The organism is Bacillus sp. FJAT-44742, from assembly GCF_002797315.1.
GTDB classification, from domain to species: Bacteria; Bacillota; Bacilli; order Bacillales; family Marinococcaceae; genus Thalassorhabdus; species Thalassorhabdus alkalitolerans.
Window position 1 is genome coordinate 217,964 of sequence record NZ_KZ454936.1, and the last position, 17,183, is coordinate 235,146.

At 42.4% G+C, this 17,183-nt stretch carries 18 protein-coding genes and 1 riboswitch; of the genes, 15 read left to right on the forward strand and 3 right to left on the reverse strand.

The genetic code is table 11. The features are described 5' to 3' along the window. The first annotated feature begins 48 nt into the window (after positions 1–48). A complete protein-coding gene (thiE, locus tag CEF17_RS01015) occupies positions 49–708 on the forward strand; it encodes a thiamine phosphate synthase (RefSeq protein WP_100397917.1) in 660 nt (219 codons plus the stop codon). Positions 709–791: 83 nt separating this feature from the next. On the opposite strand, the gene CEF17_RS01020 is transcribed toward thiE, so the two are convergent. Together CEF17_RS01020 and CEF17_RS01025 are read right to left on the reverse strand one after the other, a co-directional pair. After that, positions 792–1,103: a DUF3243 family protein gene (locus tag CEF17_RS01020; protein WP_100397918.1), complete on the reverse strand. Its 312-nt coding sequence runs from the start codon at positions 1,101–1,103 to the stop codon at positions 792–794. A 104-nt stretch (positions 1,104–1,207) separates the two neighbouring features. Beyond that, positions 1,208–1,504 carry a DUF4190 domain-containing protein gene (locus CEF17_RS01025; protein ID WP_232725379.1) on the reverse strand — a complete coding sequence of 99 codons (297 nt, stop codon included), beginning with the start codon at positions 1,502–1,504 and terminating at the stop codon, positions 1,208–1,210. 166 nt (positions 1,505–1,670) lie between these two features. Continuing rightward, positions 1,671–1,862, forward strand: a riboswitch (cobalamin riboswitch). A 310-nt stretch (positions 1,863–2,172) separates the two neighbouring features. On the opposite strand from CEF17_RS01025, the gene cobJ reads away from it, so the two are divergent. From cobJ to CEF17_RS01090, 13 genes are all read left to right on the forward strand, one after another. After that, entirely contained in the window at positions 2,173–3,786 is a 1,614-nt protein-coding gene (cobJ, locus tag CEF17_RS01030) for a precorrin-3B C(17)-methyltransferase (protein ID WP_269799432.1), read from the forward strand. Between the two features lie 13 nt (positions 3,787–3,799). Then, positions 3,800–4,666: a sirohydrochlorin chelatase gene (locus CEF17_RS01035; RefSeq protein WP_100397920.1), complete on the forward strand. Its 867-nt coding sequence runs from the start codon at positions 3,800–3,802 to the stop codon at positions 4,664–4,666. 17 nt (positions 4,667–4,683) lie between these two features. Then, the gene (cobK, locus tag CEF17_RS01040) at positions 4,684–5,490 is read left to right on the forward strand and encodes a precorrin-6A reductase (RefSeq protein ID WP_100397921.1); all 807 of its coding nucleotides are present in this window, start codon (positions 4,684–4,686) and stop codon (positions 5,488–5,490) included. Next, the gene (locus CEF17_RS01045) at positions 5,460–6,110 is read left to right on the forward strand and encodes a precorrin-8X methylmutase (RefSeq protein WP_100397922.1); all 651 of its coding nucleotides are present in this window, start codon (positions 5,460–5,462) and stop codon (positions 6,108–6,110) included. Before cobK ends, CEF17_RS01045 begins: the two co-directional genes overlap by 31 nt. Positions 6,111–6,112: 2 nt before the next feature. After that, on the forward strand, positions 6,113–7,216 hold the full coding sequence (locus CEF17_RS01050; RefSeq protein ID WP_100397923.1) for a cobalt-precorrin-5B (C(1))-methyltransferase: 1,104 nt from the start codon (positions 6,113–6,115) through the stop codon (positions 7,214–7,216). Positions 7,217–7,250: 34 nt separating this feature from the next. Then, a complete protein-coding gene (locus CEF17_RS01055) occupies positions 7,251–7,733 on the forward strand; it encodes an ECF transporter S component (RefSeq protein ID WP_232725380.1) in 483 nt (160 codons plus the stop codon). Between the two features lies 1 nt (position 7,734). Next, positions 7,735–8,943 (forward strand): precorrin-6y C5,15-methyltransferase (decarboxylating) subunit CbiE, encoded by a 1,209-nt coding sequence (gene cbiE / locus CEF17_RS01060; RefSeq protein WP_100397924.1) that lies wholly within the window; start codon positions 7,735–7,737, stop codon positions 8,941–8,943. Beyond that, complete coding sequence (gene cobI / locus CEF17_RS01065) at positions 8,940–9,665, forward strand: precorrin-2 C(20)-methyltransferase (protein WP_100397925.1); 726 nt, start codon at positions 8,940–8,942, stop codon at positions 9,663–9,665. Before cbiE ends, cobI begins: the two co-directional genes overlap by 4 nt. Then, positions 9,662–10,450, forward strand: a complete 789-nt coding sequence (gene cobM / locus CEF17_RS01070) for a precorrin-4 C(11)-methyltransferase (protein ID WP_100397926.1) — start codon at positions 9,662–9,664, stop codon at positions 10,448–10,450. The genes cobI and cobM overlap by 4 nt, the downstream gene beginning before the upstream one ends. Next, positions 10,443–11,552 (forward strand): cobalt-precorrin 5A hydrolase, encoded by a 1,110-nt coding sequence (locus CEF17_RS01075; protein ID WP_100397927.1) that lies wholly within the window; start codon positions 10,443–10,445, stop codon positions 11,550–11,552. The genes cobM and CEF17_RS01075 overlap by 8 nt, the downstream gene beginning before the upstream one ends. 2 nt (positions 11,553–11,554) lie before the next feature. Then, on the forward strand, positions 11,555–12,937 hold the full coding sequence (locus CEF17_RS01080; RefSeq protein WP_100397928.1) for a cobyrinate a,c-diamide synthase: 1,383 nt from the start codon (positions 11,555–11,557) through the stop codon (positions 12,935–12,937). Between the two features lie 107 nt (positions 12,938–13,044). Next, positions 13,045–14,565, forward strand: coding sequence for a cobyric acid synthase (locus CEF17_RS01085; RefSeq protein ID WP_100397929.1), 1,521 nt, complete (start codon positions 13,045–13,047; stop codon positions 14,563–14,565). Continuing rightward, entirely contained in the window at positions 14,562–15,077 is a 516-nt protein-coding gene (locus CEF17_RS01090; RefSeq protein ID WP_100397930.1) for a cob(I)yrinic acid a,c-diamide adenosyltransferase, read from the forward strand. The genes CEF17_RS01085 and CEF17_RS01090 overlap by 4 nt, the downstream gene beginning before the upstream one ends. Before the next feature lie 149 nt (positions 15,078–15,226). Here CEF17_RS01090 and CEF17_RS01095 read toward each other — a convergent pair whose 3' ends face one another. After that, positions 15,227–16,024: a YihY/virulence factor BrkB family protein gene (locus CEF17_RS01095; protein ID WP_100397931.1), complete on the reverse strand. Its 798-nt coding sequence runs from the start codon at positions 16,022–16,024 to the stop codon at positions 15,227–15,229. Positions 16,025–16,203: 179 nt separating this feature from the next. On the opposite strand from CEF17_RS01095, the gene CEF17_RS01100 reads away from it, so the two are divergent. Then, the gene (locus tag CEF17_RS01100; protein ID WP_100397932.1) at positions 16,204–17,136 is read left to right on the forward strand and encodes a ketopantoate reductase family protein; all 933 of its coding nucleotides are present in this window, start codon (positions 16,204–16,206) and stop codon (positions 17,134–17,136) included. The last annotated feature ends 47 nt before the right edge of the window (positions 17,137–17,183 follow it).

The following is a 17,183-nucleotide window of genomic DNA, read 5'->3' on the forward strand; positions in this document are numbered from 1 at the left end:
TTACATATCCTGCAAGGTGCCTGGCACCAAAAAGGAAGTGGGAAAACTTTGGGACGTATAACAAGAGCTGAGATGATAAAGTACTTAAAATTATATTTTATATTTGGCAGTCAAAATACTACTCAGCTTCCTGAACAAGTAGTAAAGGAAGCAATCGAAGGCGGGATCACTCTTTTTCAATACCGTGAAAAAGGAGAAGGTTCAAAAGCAGGTGCTGAAAAGGTAGAGCTGGCACGTAAATTGCAAGAGATCTGCCGGCAAAATGGAATTCCTTTTATAGTTAATGATGATATTGATTTAGCGGTCCAACTTAATGCAGACGGTCTTCATGTTGGACAAGAAGATATTGGAGCAAAAGAAGCAAGAAAAATGATGGGTGATAAAATTCTGGGGGTTTCTGCATATACGATTGACGAAGGCCTGGAAGCCGCAGAGGACGGGGCTGACTACCTTGGTTTAGGACCTATATATGCGACAGGTTCTAAAGACGATGCTGCTGAAGAAGCGGGTCCTCAAGTGATCACTCTGTTTCGTAAAATGGGAATCAAGACACCAATTGTTGGAATTGGTGGTATTTATGAAGATAATATCGACGAAGTGATGAAATCAGGAAGCGACGGCATATCAATAATTTCAGCGATTGCTTCTGCACCAAGCCCCTTGGGAAGTGCAAAAAATTTGAAAAAAAGAATTGAAAATTACCTGTAGATAAAGAAATAATATATGTAAAAACAAGCAGCATTCTGGTACCTCCAGAGAGCTGCTTGTTTTTTATAGCTGTGGCTTTGCCATTAACCAGCTTTCTTCGCTAGTTTTACCAGGACGTGAGCCATTTTATGCTTTTCGTCATCCTCAGCTACCTGCCACATCTCTTGTAATAGCTTTTCTTCTGTATTTTTAGGTGATTCATGGTTTTTGAGGTATTCTGCTACACGCTCAGCGCCTTTTGCCATTTGCTCTTCACTGAGGCCTAGAGATTCACCTTTTTCTACTTTTCCTTTAAGGTATTGCTGGAACTCACTAAAGCTTTCTAAAATGTCTTCCTTTTTGCTTTCGGACATATTGTCAAGTTTTTCTTCAGCTTGTTTCTTTGGATCTGCCATCTTATATTCCTCCTTAAAGTAATTATGATCCTCTAATTCCCATCCTTGAGCAATTTAAACGTTTATATCACAAATACTACTAATTACCGTATCAGCAAGGAGGACTATAGCGTTAGCATAGCTGCGGCGAGCGCCATGAGTATCACTGTAAGAGCGAGAGCTGCTACACTGCAGGCAATACCGCCAATTGCGAGTCCCTTTCCGGACTCTCCTCTTCTTTTAATCTCCCTTATTGATAAAATTCCAAGAATAAGGCCAACCAACCCTAGAGCAAAGCCGGCTAACGGAATCAGAATAGAAGATACGAGTCCCACTACACCAAGGACCAGGGCTGTAATTGACTTTCCATTTGTTTTTAAAGGTGTTTCTGATGATATACCGGTTTCTTGTTGATGTGCCAAATTAGTGACCTCCCTTTCTCTTATTAATTCGTTCTCCTACTCTATTCCTGAATTTTTCTTTTTTAATCACATAAACAAAAATAGAATGGAAGAGGATAAATTCCTTTGCAAATTGAAAGCCAAAAAGAGATTGACAGAGAGTGGAGGATCAGATAGCTTTAAAGGAGAAGAATATTAGGGAAAAGGTGAAAGCTGTTCTAACAGTTTTCTTAAAAGGGAAGACCGGTGTGAAGCCGGCGCGGTCCCGCCACTGTAATTGGGTTGTCTGTTTTGCTGCCACTGTCGGTACAAATCGATGGGAAGGAAAAAACAGATGGAAACCAAGAGCCAGGAGACCTGCCTTTTTCAACAACACCAGTAACCTACGGGGCATGGGGGGGTGTTAGAGCAGGTTTCCGATTAATTATGGGCTGTTAAAAAGCCGTTTATATTATGCCGGAAGAGCGCCTCTAACCTCCACATGCAGGTTAGGGGCGCTTTTTTGCTGTTTAGTTGTGTATGCGTAGGTGAGAGGTAAATCTTTTAGTAAATTCTCTGTTCAAGGAGTGCTTGTACGATATATCCTGGCTGGGGGATGCGTGCAGCTTTTATAAGCAGTCTGAAAGAGACCAAATGGAATAGAGCCTTTTGCAGTGCGTTCGTCTTTATTCTATATAAGGAGTGATAGTGTGACAAATGAAAAAGGAAAACTTCTTGTCGTAGGTTTCGGCCCAGGAAGTGAAGAACAAATGACATATCGTGCAAAAGAAGCAATTCTTGAGTCAGATTCTATTATTGGCTATAAAACATATATAGATTTAATTAAACCATTGCTTACCGATCAGGACATAGTAAGGACGGGAATGACTGAAGAAGTAAGCAGAGCACAGGAAGCAGTCAAGCAGGCTGAGCAAGGAAAAACAGTGGCTGTCATTTCCAGCGGAGATGCTGGTCTATACGGCATGGCGGGATTAGTTTATGAAGTGTTAATTGAAAAGGGATGGAAAGAGGACGAAGGCGTAGAAGTAGAAATCATTCCTGGGGTATCTGCAATCAATTCTTGTGCCTCGCTTTTAGGGGCGCCGGTAATGCATGATGCCTGTACGATCAGCTTGAGTGACCACTTAACCCCTTGGGATTTAATAGTAAAACGAGTAGAAGCGGCCGCCCAGGCTGATTTTGTCATTGCACTTTATAACCCAAAAAGCGGCAAGAGAACAAGACAAATAGAAGAGACGCAAAGGATTTTAATGAAGTATAGAGATAAAGAAACGCCTGTCGGCCTTGTAAAAAGCGCATATAGAGAGCGGCAAAACATAGTGATGACTGATTTGGAGCACATGCTTGACCATGAGATTGGCATGCTTACAACAGTAGTAATCGGAAATAATTCTACATTTTATTATGACGGCAAAATGATTACCCCAAGAGGCTACCAGCGTAAATATACACTGGGCGAGGAGAAACAAAAGTTAAAACCTGCCCAGAGACTAAGAAGTGAGGCAGAGCCATGGGCGATGCATGGGGGAAAAGAAGAGACGGTAAAAGCTGCCGAAAGTATAAATGTTAAAGGTCTTGCAGAAGAAGCGTTAAGCAAGTTGGGCACCACTTATTCAGAAAACAAACAAGTATCAGAAGATTCTATCTCATTTAAGCAAACAGAGATTTTTGAATTTGCGGTTTCTCCGGGAACAGCAAACAAGAAAATAAGCTCAAAACAGCTTCTTCAGCTGACAGAAGTAATCGGGGAAGACGGTGAGGTAGAGTATACCCCCAGCCATTACTTCAAAGTATCCCTTGAAACAGATCGTGCACAGGAAATTGTGAAAGAGCTTAAAGAAGCGGGCTGGCTCGTTTCTCCGGTAGGTAATGTGATTCACGTAAAGGCCTGTGATTTTTGTGACGGTGAGAAGCGTGATTCAATCCCATATGCTGAAGAACTTCAATCAGCTCTTGGCGGTATGGTTGTTCCCAAAGTTATGAACATAGGCTTTAATGGGTGCGGCATGGCCTGCTACGGTGCAATTACTGATGATATTGGCATTATTTATAGAAGAGGAGCTTTTGATGTGTTTTTGGGTGCAAAAACAACGGGCAGAAATGCGCATGTAGCACAGCCAGTGGCTGAGGGGATGGAAGTGGACAAGTTAATTCCCCTCATTACAGCTGTTGTAGATGAGTACAAGGAAAAAGGACTGCCTAATGAAAGGTTCCATAAGTTTTTTAAGAGAGTGCAGGAGATCCAAGGGTTTAAGTATCAAGAGATGCCAGTGCCGGTTATCGTAGATAATCCATGTGAATAAGGAGGGAGAAATTATGAAAGCTGTGCTGTTTATCGGACACGGAAGCAAGAAGAAAGAGGGCAATGAAGGGATCATCCAGTTTGTAGATAACCTTAAAGATAAGGTGCCTGCTCCGATTGTGGAGACTTGTTTTTTGGAATTTGCTTCTCCGGAGCTTGCTTTGGGCATTGAGACATGTGTGAAAAGAGGGGCGACTGAGGTTGCGCTAGTACCTATTATGTTTTTTCCAGCGGGCCATTCTAAGATTCATATTCCCCAAGCGATTGATAAAGCAAGAAAGCTTTATCCTTTAGTACGGTTTCATTACGGGCGTCCGATTGGGATTCACGAAGAAATGTTTCAGCTGTTAAAAGAAAAGCTTCACGCTGGAGTGGAAAAAGAAATCTTATATCACAAAGATACCTCTATCTTATTGGTTGGGAGAGGAAGCAGTGATGTAGATGCAAATAGTGAACTGTTCAAGCTTTCTAGAATTCTCTCAGAAAAGCTGGAAATGGCAGCGGTAGAAGTATCCTTTATTGGAGTGACAACCCCTACAGTAGAGGAAGGCGTGGAGAGATGCATTCGTCTGGGCGCAAGTAATATTTTGATGGTTCCTTACTTTTTCTTTGCTGGTATCTTAATGGACCGAATGGATGCCAAACTGAAAACCTTTAAAGAAAAATATACAGAGCAGGAATTTTATATGACAGACCCAATTGGCCTCCACAAGCGGTTGGAGAAGGTATTGCTCGACCGGGCTGAAGAAGCTGTTGGTGGTAACGCGAAATTAAACTGTGACATGTGTCAATATCGTTTATTCGCTTTAGAGCATATGGATATCCGCCATGATCACGACCACAGTCATCACCATGATCACGATCATGAACACTCCCACTAAACAAAGGAGGCCAGCTCATGATATTTTTATTAGCCGGAACAAGTGATGCCAGAGAACTGGCAGTGAAAGTGAAAAAGGAAGGTTATAAGGTTCTTGCCTCAGTGGTTACAGAAGAAGCAGCAAAGGAATTGGAAAAAGAAGATATTCAAGTACGTACAGGAAGACTAGACGTTGAAAATATGGAAAAAGTTTTTCATGAAGAAGAAATTTCTTTAATTGTCGATGCCTCTCACCCTTTTGCTGAAGAAGCTTCCAAGAATGCGATAGAAGCTGCAAAAAACAGCGGGCTTCATTACATACGATATGAGCGTGCTTCTATCAATACTTACGATAATTTAGTAGTTAAAGTTGAAAGTTACCAAGAAGCTGCAGAATTTGCAGCAAAGCGTGGAGGCAATATCATGCTGACGACGGGCAGCAAGACCCTGGATATATTCGCCAAACGGTTGATAGGTTTGGACGGAGTAAGACTTGTGTGCAGAATGCTGCCAAGAATAGAAAACATGGAAAAATGCAAGGAGCTTGGGGTGGAACAAAAGAATATTATCGCTTTGCAGGGTCCTTTCACTCAAGACTTAAATAAAGCACTTTATGAGCAGTTTGGCATTACAACAATGATAACGAAAGAAAGCGGAAAAAGGGGTTCATTCGATGAAAAAGTGACCTCCGCCCTTGAACTTGGAATTGAAGTTATTTTAATAGAAAGACCTGATATTAACTATGGCGACAAAGGGAGCACCACTGAAGAAATGTTAAATAAAATTGAATCTTCCTATGAAAGGGGAACAGAAAAATGGACTTCTCCACAGATTTTAAACCGTTAACGGTTCAGCCTAAAGAAATAGAAGGAAAAAGCTTTGAAATGATTACCGAGGAGATAGGAGAGCATTCTTTTACGGAAGAGCAGTACCCTGTTGTCCAGCGGATTATACACGCTTCAGCTGACTTTGAGCTGGGAAGAAGCGTTCGTTTTCATCCGGATGCAGTGAGGTCAGGAGTTCATGCTATCCGTCAGGGTAAAAAAGTTGTTGCTGATGTGCAGATGGTTCAGGTTGGAATAAGCAAACCAAGGTTAGAGCAGTTTGGCGGCGGAGTTGATGTCTATATTTCAGATCCTGATGTTATCGAAGAAGCAAAACAGTTAAATACAACCAGAGCCATTATTTCTATGAGAAAAGCGATAAAAGAAGCAGATGGAGGGATTTTTGCGATCGGAAACGCTCCGACTGCCCTTCTTGAACTTATTCGTTTAGTTAAAAATGGGGAGGCAAGGCCAGGGTTGGTTGTAGGAATGCCAGTGGGCTTTGTGTCTGCAAAAGAATCAAAGGAAGAGCTGGCCAAATTGGATATTCCCTTTATTACAAACTTAGGGAGAAAAGGAGGAAGCCCGGTAACAGTTGCAGCAGTGAATGCTTTATCGCTCATTGCTGAACAGCAGGGATAACAATGAAATCAACAAAGCCTAAAAAAGATCCTAAAGATATGCGGCATGGATATACTACAGGTGCTAATGCCACAGCGGCCACAAAGGCGGCGTTGCTCAGTTTAGCAGGACAAACTGAAGTAAAAGAGGTGGAAATTACGCTGCCGATCGGTGAACGAGTCACTTTTCACATGGAAAGTGTCTCGTTTTCTCCTACAGAGGCGCAGGCTGTGGTGATCAAAGATGCAGGAGATGACCCGGATGTAACGCACAAAGCTGAAATTGTCTCCACTGTAAAATGGGCTGATGAAATTGTTATTGAGGGAGGAATAGGTGTCGGTCGTGTCACAAAAACGGGCTTGCCTGTTGAAGTGGGAAGACCTGCAATAAACCCGGTACCTATGAAAATGCTAACTGAAATTACCAAAGAGGTGCTTGGAGAGACTACCTATAAAGGGGCTGAAGTGATTATTTCCGTTCCCGAGGGTGAAAAGATTGCGGAGAAAACGATGAACAGCCGTATTGGAATTATAGGAGGCATATCAATCCTGGGAACACGAGGAACGGTCGTTCCATTTTCTACTGCTGCTTTCCGGGCAAGTATTGCCCAGGCTGTGAGCGTTGCGAAAGAAGGGGGATGCGAGCATGTGGTGCTTTCAACAGGAGGACGGAGCGAGAAATACGCATTAGAAATTTTTTCAGAGAGACCGGAAGAGTCGTTTATAGAAATGGGTGACTTTGTCGGGTTCTCTTTAAAACAATGTAAAGCCAAGAAGATGAAAAGAGCAACATTAGTCGGTATGATCGGGAAGTTTTCCAAGGTCGCGCAAGGAATAATGATGGTTCATTCCAAAAGCGCCCCAGTGGATTTTGGTTATCTTGCTGAAATGGCAGGAAAGTCAGGGGCAGATGAAGATTTGAAAAATGCCGTCTTACAAGCCAACACGGCGTCGGAGGTGGCCAAGATGATGCAGGAAAAAGAATTGACGACGTTTTTTTCTTACTTGTGCAAAGATGCTGCCAAAGCCGGGTTTAAACACGTGAGAGGGAATATGGAAGTGGAAGTCATTTTAATTACGATGAAAAACGAATTGTTAGGAAGGGAAGTTTACGCGGGTGAGCCATAAAGTTATAAAACAGTCAGAGTTAAAGAAAAGTACGGTGACTTGGACTTTGACCGCAATGTTTGTGGCGTTATCAGTCCTTGGAGCCGCAGTCAAGGTCCCTTTTATCCTCACCAGTGTATCACTGGATAGTACAGCAGCTTTGATTGCCGGGGGAATAATGGGTCCTGGCATTGGGGCGGCAGTAGGGTTATTTGGCCATCTTGCTTCAAGTTTTTTAGGCGGATTGCCTCTAGGACCTTTTCATATAGTAATAGCTGCCGAAATGGCGGTGCTGGTGTATATATTTTCTTCCCTCTATAAAAAAGGCTGGCATAAGATCAGCGTTGTTTTTTTTATCCTTGGCAACGCAATCCTCGCTCCTCTTCCCTTCTGGTTTTTGATTAGCCCGGCCTTTTATGCCGGCATGGTTCCTGCTTTACTCATTGCTTCTTCTATCAACGCCCTATTATCCATTTTTTCTTTAACAAGGCTGAAGAAGACTGGTATTGAGGAAAAATTATGGAAAGAGAGGATATAGGATGACTGTAAAAGTGATTGGAATAGGAGACGAAGGGAGAGAAGGGCTGCTGCCTGTTTATCAAGACTGGGTTCTTTCCTGCGACATTCTTGTGGGAGGAAAAAGACAGCTTGCAAACTTTCCGGAACACAAAGGGGAAAAACTGGTTTTAGAAGGCGGCCTTAAGGCTGTCATAGAAACACTGAAAGAGAAGGAAGGATCAACGGTGGTTCTTGCTTCGGGGGATCCTATGTTTTTTGGAGTTGGAGGGTACCTCGCAAAAAAACTGAGAGATGTTGAAATTTATCCCTTTTTAAGTTCTATACAGCTTGCTTTTGCCCGCATGAAAGAAAGCTGGCAGGACTGCGAAGTAATTAGTGTCCATGGGCGTACGATGAAAGGGCTTGCCCAAAAGATTAATGGTAAAAAGAAAATTTTGCTTTTAACTGATAAAGAGAATACTCCTTCAAGAATTGCAGACTATCTGCTGGATTATCAGATGACCGAGTACAAGGCATTTGTAGGTGAAAATTTAGGAGGAATGGAAGAGAAAATTGAATGGTTTTCCTTAGAAAAGCTCTCTTCTTATGAGGCCTCTCCCCTTAACGTGGTTGTGTTAAAACAAACCCATTCTTCACCAGCCTGGACTTTAGGGATACCTGATGACGAGTTTTCTCAAAGAAAGCCTGATAAAGGGCTGATCACAAAAAAAGAAGTGAGGATCCTAAGCATTACTGCTTTGGAACTTCATGAACATAGTATAGTGTGGGATATTGGGACATGTACGGCTTCTGTAGCGATAGAATCGGCCAGGATCGCAAAATATGGAATGGTATATGGAATCGAGAAAAACGAAGCTGATCTCAATAACGCCCGGGAGAACACAAAGAAATTCAGGACAGATATACACTTACAACACGGAAAAGCTCCGGAAGGGATAGATGAATGGCCAGATCCCGATGCCATTTTTATTGGAGGATCAGGTGGGGACATGGAAGCTCTTCTAGGTATGTGCTGCCAACGCTTAAAGGCAGGCGGAACCATCGTTTTGAATGCAGTGACTATCGAGAATCTTGGAAATGCAACTTCTATTTTTAATAAAAATGGTTTTACCACAGATATTACGCTGGCTCAGATATCCCGCAGTAAACCTATTTTACATATGACCCGGTTTGAAAGCCTGAATCCCATTTACATCATTACAGCCAAATACAAGGAGGGACAAGAATGAATGGATTAGGAAGCGTTATTGGAGTTGGAGTGGGGCCTGGAGATCCGGAACTGTTAACTATAAAAGCCTACCGGGCATTGAAAGAAGCAGACGTCATTGCCTACCCTAAAAAACGCCAGGGGGCTAAAAGCTATGCTCACCAAATTGTTGAACCATTTCTTCCGGAAGAGACCAGGAAACTGGGACTCGTTTTTCCAATGACAAAGGATCAAAGTATTTTAGAAAGGGAATGGAAAAAAATCACTGATACCATCTATAGTGAAGTAGAAGCAGGGCATAAGGTAGCGTTTGTGACAGAGGGAGATCCGATGCTCTACAGTACTTTTATTCATCTCTTAAACACAATGAGGGCAGAGTACCCACAAGTAACCATTACCTCCATTCCTGGTATTTCTTCTATTCATGCCATGGCTTCACAAGTAATGGTTCCTCTTGCGGATGGAGATGAATGGACGGCTGTCATTCCAGCCAATGATAACCGGGAAAAAATGAAAGAAGCTTTACGGAAGCATGATGGGATGGTCTTCATAAAAGTGGCAAAGGTTCTTCCTATGATGATTGAAATTCTTGAAGAAATGAATTTAATTGACCAGGCCTTTGTGGCTACAAAGGTCACTTCCTCAGAAGAGTATATATGGAAGGATATCCGCGAACTGCGCACGGCAGAATTGGAGTATTTAACACTAATGATGGTCAGAAAAGAGAAGGTGGTAGCAGGATGAATCCTAAAGTATATATAATAGGCGCCGGGCCAGGAGATCCTGACTTAATTACAGTAAAAGGAAAACAAATCATTGACTCTGCAGATCTCATCTTATATGCAGATTCCCTTGTGAACGAAAAGCTTTTTGAAGAGGTAAAAGAGGGTTCACGAGTATTAAAAAGTGCCGGAATGGACTTAGATGAAATGGTTGAGGTAATGGCCAAAGCTGTGCGAAATGGAGAGAGTGTGGCCAGGGTTCACACAGGGGATCCTACCGTTTACGGGGCGATCGTAGAACAAATGAACCGACTTGCAGAAAAAGGAATCGATACGGTGATCGTGCCGGGGGTTAGCTCTGTATTTGCAGCTGCAGCAAGCGCAAACATAGAACTGACTGTCCCGGAGCTTACTCAAACGGTTATTTTGACCAGAGCCGAAGGACGGACTCCTATGCCTGACAAGGAAAAACTTATCGATCTTGCATCACACCAATGCAGTATTGCTTTATTTCTTAGTGCCACCCTTATTAAAAAAGTCGTCCGAGAATTTATTGAGGCAGGATGGACGGAAGAAGATTCGGTTGTGGTAGTCTACAAAGCAACCTGGCCTGATGAAAAGATAGTAAGGACTACACTTGGCAGCCTTCATGAAAACATGAGAAGTGCAGGAATAACAAAGCAGGCTATGGTAATTGTCAGCAGAGCTGCTGACAGGAAGTTAGTCAGAGAAGGAAAGTTTGAGTCTAAGTTATATGACAAAACATTTACTCATGGCTATCGTAAGGGAGTGAAGGCTGATGGATAAGGTAGCATTAGTGGCCATCACCAAGCACGGAATTGAGCATGTGAGACAGCTGAAAAAAAGAATGGCAAATGCAGATGTTTATTATATGAAGAAACATGCCAAAGGGGACGAAGAAGAGCTTGGAATTACTTTATTTGAGGGTTCTGTCCGGCTGCAAATGGAGCATTTTTTTAAAGAGTACGATGGGATTGTGTTTGTGATTTCGCTAGGGGCGGTTGTACGAATGATCGCCCCGCACCTAAAGGATAAAAAAGTGGACCCTGCTGTAGTAGTTATTGATGACAAAGGCGAGTATGTGATCAGTGTTTTATCGGGCCACATCGGTGGGGCAAATGAACTGACAAAAATGGTGGCAAGAGAATTACAAGCACAGCCGGTTATTACAACAGCCTCAGATGTTCAGCAAACAATACCAGTAGATATATTTGGCCGTGAATACGGGTGGATAATAGAGGATTTTACCCATGTCACCCCTGTCAGTGCTTCGGTAGTAAATGAAGAGCCTATTGTAATCGTTCAGGAATCAGGGGAAACGGGTTGGTGGAAGCATAAAAGAAACTTGCCTTCTCATATGAAGGTTGTCCATTCATGTGAAGAGGCGCTGGGGGAAACCTTTCATGCAGCTTTACTTATCACCCACCGAGTACTGGATGCAGACCGTTATAAGGACTTGTTGTCTGCAAGTGTTATTTACCGGCCAAAGACAATTCATCTGGGTGTGGGCTGTAACCGTGGGACAAGTGCAGAAGAAATACAGCAAGTTATAGATGAAACATTGCTGGAGCTTGAACTTTCTTCTCTTTCTGTTAATGGAATCTCCACAATAGATTTAAAGAGTGATGAGGAAGGCCTCCAAAAGGTATGTAAAGATAATAATTGGTCGTTTACGTATTATACACCAGAGCAATTGAACAAACAGCCAATGAAGAATCCTTCTGAGACTGTATATAAATATACAGGGGCCTACGGGGTAAGCGAACCAGCGGCACTGCTGTCAGCCGGTACGGATGAATTGTATTTAGAGAAAAAAAAGTCAGGAAACGTTACAGTTTCCATTGGTATCTCACAGCATCATGCGAAAGAATTACAAAGGAAGGTGTAAAGATGCAGCCTAGACTCGTCATTGCAGGAACAGGGAGCGGTGTAGGAAAAACTACATTCTCAATTGGATTAATGGGGGCTTTAAAGCAAAGAGGGTATAACGTGCAAGGGTTTAAGTGTGGTCCTGATTATATTGATCCAAGCTATCATACTGCTATCACAGGCAGGAATTCCAGAAACCTGGACAGCTGGATGCTGGATAAGGAGAAAATGCTCGATGTGTTTGTGAAAGGCAGCCAAGGGGCCGATATTTCAATCATCGAAGGTGTAATGGGACTTTATGATGGAAAAAGACCGGACGAGAACACGGGCAGCACAGCGGAAATCAGCATGCTGTTAAAAGCGCCGGTCATCCTGATGGTAAATATAAGCAGTATGGCCAGGAGCGCTGCTGCAATAGTCAAAGGGTTTCAGAACCTTGAGCCGCAAGTGTATATTGCAGGGGTTGTAGTGAACCAGGCAGGCAGTGAAGGCCATTACAAGCTATGTAAAACTGCTATTGAAAAAGAGTGTGGGATTCCGGTGTTGGGTTACTTAAAAAAAGGTGATGTTCCGTCAATTCCTGAACGGCATCTGGGATTAATCCCCGCCATAGAGAGAGGAGAGCTTGATGGGTTCTTCGAGGAATTAAGCCAAGTGATATCGGCACAGGTCGATATTGAGAAGCTTATGGAGCTTGCTCGTAAGTGCGAGAATGTTCATCCTTCTAATTTGTTGTTTTCTTCTAAAGGTAAGAGCAAAAATACGAGAATTGCCGTGGCAGTCGATGCTGCGTTTAATTTTTATTATCCGGAAAATATTGAGCTTCTTGAGGAAGAAGGAGCAGAAATAGTACCATTTAGCCCTCTGCAAGGAGAGAGTATACCAGAGAAGATTGACGGTCTGTATATCGGCGGAGGGTTCCCTGAAGAATTTGCAGCAGAGCTGGCAGAGCAAAAAAAGACCAAGGAACAAATAAAAGAATTGGGTGAAAAGGGTCTTCCTATTTTTGCAGAATGCGGTGGATATATGTATTTAGCAGATACAATCACCACTACTGATAGGAAGGTTCATTCTATGGTGGGTTTAATACCGGCCGACATAGAAATGCAAGAGAAAAGAGCTGCTCTTGGATACCGGGATATTACAGCAGCGCAAGACACGATGATTCTTAAAGCAGGGGAAACAGCAAGGGGCCACGAATTTCATTATTCTACTTTAAATCCTAAGGGTGATTATCCTCATGCTTATAGAGCGGTAGCATTTCGAAAAGAGCAGAATGAGGGATACCATCGTTCAAATATTACAGCAGGATATACCCATATACATTTTGGTTCGAATCCTGCCATAGCAAGCCGTTTTGTATCAGTATGTCAAGCATGGAAAAGCACATTAAACAGTTTGTAGACATTTGAATGGTGGTCTTTTGCTGTAGGAGAGCTCAATATTATACCTGCTTGTATGCTTATTACAGAGAATAGTTATATGGCTTAGCGCTTAAAAGGAGAAATGCAATGAAAGGAATTATTGTATGGGGAACCACCTCAGATGCTGGTAAAAGTTTTATCGTAACTGGCTTATGCCGAGCACTCTCTAACAGGGGCTATAAAGTGGCTCCTTTCAAAGCTCAGAACATGTCCAATAACTCTTATGTTACGTTATCAGGCCACGAAATTGGAAGGTCACAAGGGATGCAGGCTGAGGCCTGCCGAGTGGAACCAACCGTGCATATGAACCCGGTATTATTGAAGCCGAGAAGTGACCGTTGGGCTGAAGTTTTGATTCAGGGAAACTCGATGGGGAATCCTTCTGCCAAGTCTTATAGAAGAGATTTTTTTTCCGTAGCTGAGGGGGCGATGGCAGAATCCTTAGATGAGTTAAAAAACGAATATGAATATATTATTATGGAAGGAGCGGGAAGCCCGGCTGAGGTTAATTTAATGGACAAAGACCTTGCGAATTTAAAGGCAGCAGAGCTTGCTGACGTACCAGCCATACTTGTTGGGGATATAGAGAGAGGCGGAGTATTTGCAAGTCTTGTTGGAACAATGGAACTTCTTCCGCCTGAACACCAACAAAGGGTAGAGTGTCTTATTGTTAATCGTTTTAGAGGGGATCCTGAACTTTTTATTGAAGGGAAAAAATGGCTTGAGGAGAAAACGGGATCTGCTGTTCATGTCTTTCCTAAGTTAGAAATTTCCATGGAAAAAGAGGATTCATTATCCTTGCCTGAAATAGAAAAAAGAGGCTATAAGCCTGGTGCTCAGTTAGATATAGGAGTGGTTCATTTTCCTTACTTATCGAACTATACAGACGTTGAGCCCCTATTGGCAGAAAAGGATCTTTCTTTGCGAATCATAAGAAAGCCTGAAGATTGGGGAGATCCTGATGTGGTGCTTCTGCCAGGCACAAAAAGTACGTTTGCTGATCTTCATGCGATTACTCAAACTGGAGTCGGAGATCTGATTAGAGGGCATGTTGAACAAGGCGGGATCTTATTTGGTATCTGTGGAGGTTACCAAATAATGGGTGAGAAACTGATAGACAAAGAGGGGACAGAAACAGGAGTAATAGGGAAAGAAGAGCCTGGTTTATCTTTTTTGCCATTTGTTACTTCATTTATCAGCACAAAAACAACGAGGAGAAAGCCAGGCTTGTTCACGCATGCTTCTGGGCAATCCTTTCCGTTAGACGGGTTTGAAATCCATTTAGGAAGCACCCTAGTGGATCGTGGTAACGAACCACCGTTTATGGTAGAAGCAAATGGAAATCACGACGGTGTTTACGCCAAAGACGGTCAAATAATCGGTACTTACCTTCATCATGTCTTCCATAACGATGACTGGCGTACCTGGTGGCTAAACCAGCTTCGTATCAAAAAAGGCATTCCTGTTCAGGAAAAGGTTTCTTACACCAAAATCAGAGAGGATCAATATGAAGCCGCTGCAGAAGCAATCGAGCAGTATCTAGACCTTGATAAATTGATTAATGTGATGAAAAAAAATGAGACTGCCAGTAAAGGAGGGACGATATGAGACTGTATACCCGTACTGGAGATGAAGGGATGACACGAGTAAAAGGCGGTAAGAGAGCCAAGGATTCGGTGCGCGTGGAAGCTTACGGGAGCTGTGACGAACTCAATTGCTTTGTAGGTCGTGCTGTTTCTCTATTGACACAGACCGAGCATTCAGATATAAGGAACGATTTGACTGCCATTCAGCATGAAATATTTGATTGTGCAAGTGACTTATCTAATATTAGGGAAGCAGCTGTATTCAAGGTAAAAAAGGATATGATTGATAAGCTGGAAACATTAATTGACACGTATCAAAAGGAAGTCAGACAAATGAATGGTTCTGTCACTTTTCCTGCTCCGGCCCAGGAGCTCGTTCTATGCGCCAGCATCGCCAAGAGGATTGAACGGAAAATTACAACCCTACATAAGGAAGAACAAATTAATGAGATAGTGCTTGCCTATATGAACAGGCTCTCTGATTTTTTGAATATATCAGCCAAAGTGGTGAGCGTGCGTGAAAATGCCGGCTAAAAAGACAGGTGCCATTTAACCTGTCTTTTTTATGCCCTCATGGTTGTAAATGGAGCTGTTTTGTACGCTCATAGCAGCTGGTCAGCTGTCCGGTCATTCTTTACTGCGGAAACAGGCAGCAGTGAAAACGAAGCTGTCCGAGCCAAAGCTTAAGTGAAATCTTCTTTTCTTGCAGCATTTATTTCTCCGCCAAACAAAATGATCACCGAGGAAAGGTGAAACCAGACCATAAGAGCGATAACAGCTCCAATACTTCCATAGGTGGCAGTATAATTAGCAAAGTTATTGAGGTAATAGGAAAAACCCAAAGAGGTTAACTGCCACCCTACTGTAGCAAATATGGCTCCTGTATACACTTCTTTTATCTTTAGCCTGGTGTTTGGACCAACCAGATATAAAATGGAGAAAACAATGAACAAAATGACTGAACTTACCAGCCATCGGAGAACATCGTAGTCCAAAATGACTGGCTCTATTTCGATATATTCGAGGAGGTTGCTCCCGATTACTTGAACTACCAGGGCGGTCAGAACAACCAAAAACATGCTTATGGTTAAAGAAATGGAAACGACACGGGCTTTGATCATTCCTCTTCTTTCTGTGACATGATAAGCAAGATTTAACGTTCGCAAAATTGAATTCAAAGCAAGAGAAGCTGTCCATATAGTAAAAATAATACTAAAAGATAATAGCCCTGTGTTTTGGTGGGCTGTTAATACTTCCCATTGATTCTCCACAATACCGAGCACTTCAGGAGGTACATAATCTTCCTCCAGAAGATTGTAGACGTCTTGAAACGTAAATGGGAGGTAAGTAAGAAGGGTAACAATGAAAATCAGGAAAGGAAACAAAGATAAGAGCAGGAAATAAGCGCACTGGGCACCTAAACTTATTAAATCATGGTCAGCAAATCGTTTCATTAAAGAGCGCGTGTATTTAAGGTACATTTAGTAAGTCCCCCCAGTGAGCCCAGAATGTTTCTTTCTAGTGTTATAGCCTAATTATCTCTTTATCAATCATGGGCAGTATATATGTTCCATTAAACTGTACAGTTAGGTGCTGGTATAATATTGTTATTTTATAAACGAATCATATAGAAGGAATTATACATAATGGAGGGATAAGAATGAACTATGCCGTCATTGGTGCAGGTGCAGTAGGAAGCTTTATTGGTGGATTACTGAAGCATGCTGGCAGAAGCGTAACCTTTATAGCCCGTGGAAGCCATTTAGAAGCCATGAAAGAAGAAGGACTAACGGTAGAAAGAGATGAGCAGACCTTTACGGTAGATAGGGAGTTTAGCAGTGATATGCACGACATTTCTTCTGCAGATACCTGGATACTGGGCGTGAAGGGTACAGAGATGGCCAGTATTATTGAAAAGGTGAAACCATATGTGAATAAGGACACACGGATTATCACTCTTCAAAATGGAGTCAGCAATGAAGAACAGTTGTCTGAAGCATTCGGGAAAGATAAGATCCTTCCAGCCTCGGCCTATTTATCTGCCGGTATAAGAGAGCCGGGAAAAGTAGCTCAGCATGGGCCTCATAAATTCCATCTTGGTGCTTTGGATCAGGATAACAATCAATTACTTGAAAACATTGTTGATGAATGGAAAGCGGCAGGGATCAGCTGTGTACGGTCAGAAGATATTATGGCTAAGAAATGGGAAAAGAGCTTATGGAATCTTACGTTCAATCCTTTATCTGCTATTACAGGAGGAAAGGTTAGTGACCTATTAGACGACCCCCTATTAAGAAACACTTGTGACAGTGTCCTGAAAGAAGCTGCCTTAATCAGTGAAAAAAAAGGGTATCCTGTCTCGGAGAAAACGGTCAGAAATGTTTTCAAAAGTGCGGAAACAGTAAGAAAACATAAGACTTCTATGCTACAGGACTTTGAAAAAGGAAAGCCGATGGAAGTATATCCGCTCTGTGGTTACTTTGTGGAGAAAAGTAAAGAGCTTGGGATAGAAGCGCCCGTTTTAACTACTTTATATAATATACTGGAGTTTATAAATAAGGAAAATGTTGAGAAAAATAGAGAAGGGAGATAAAAGGCAATGTTGCTCGACTTTTCCCTTTTAATCAATGATCCTGTTAT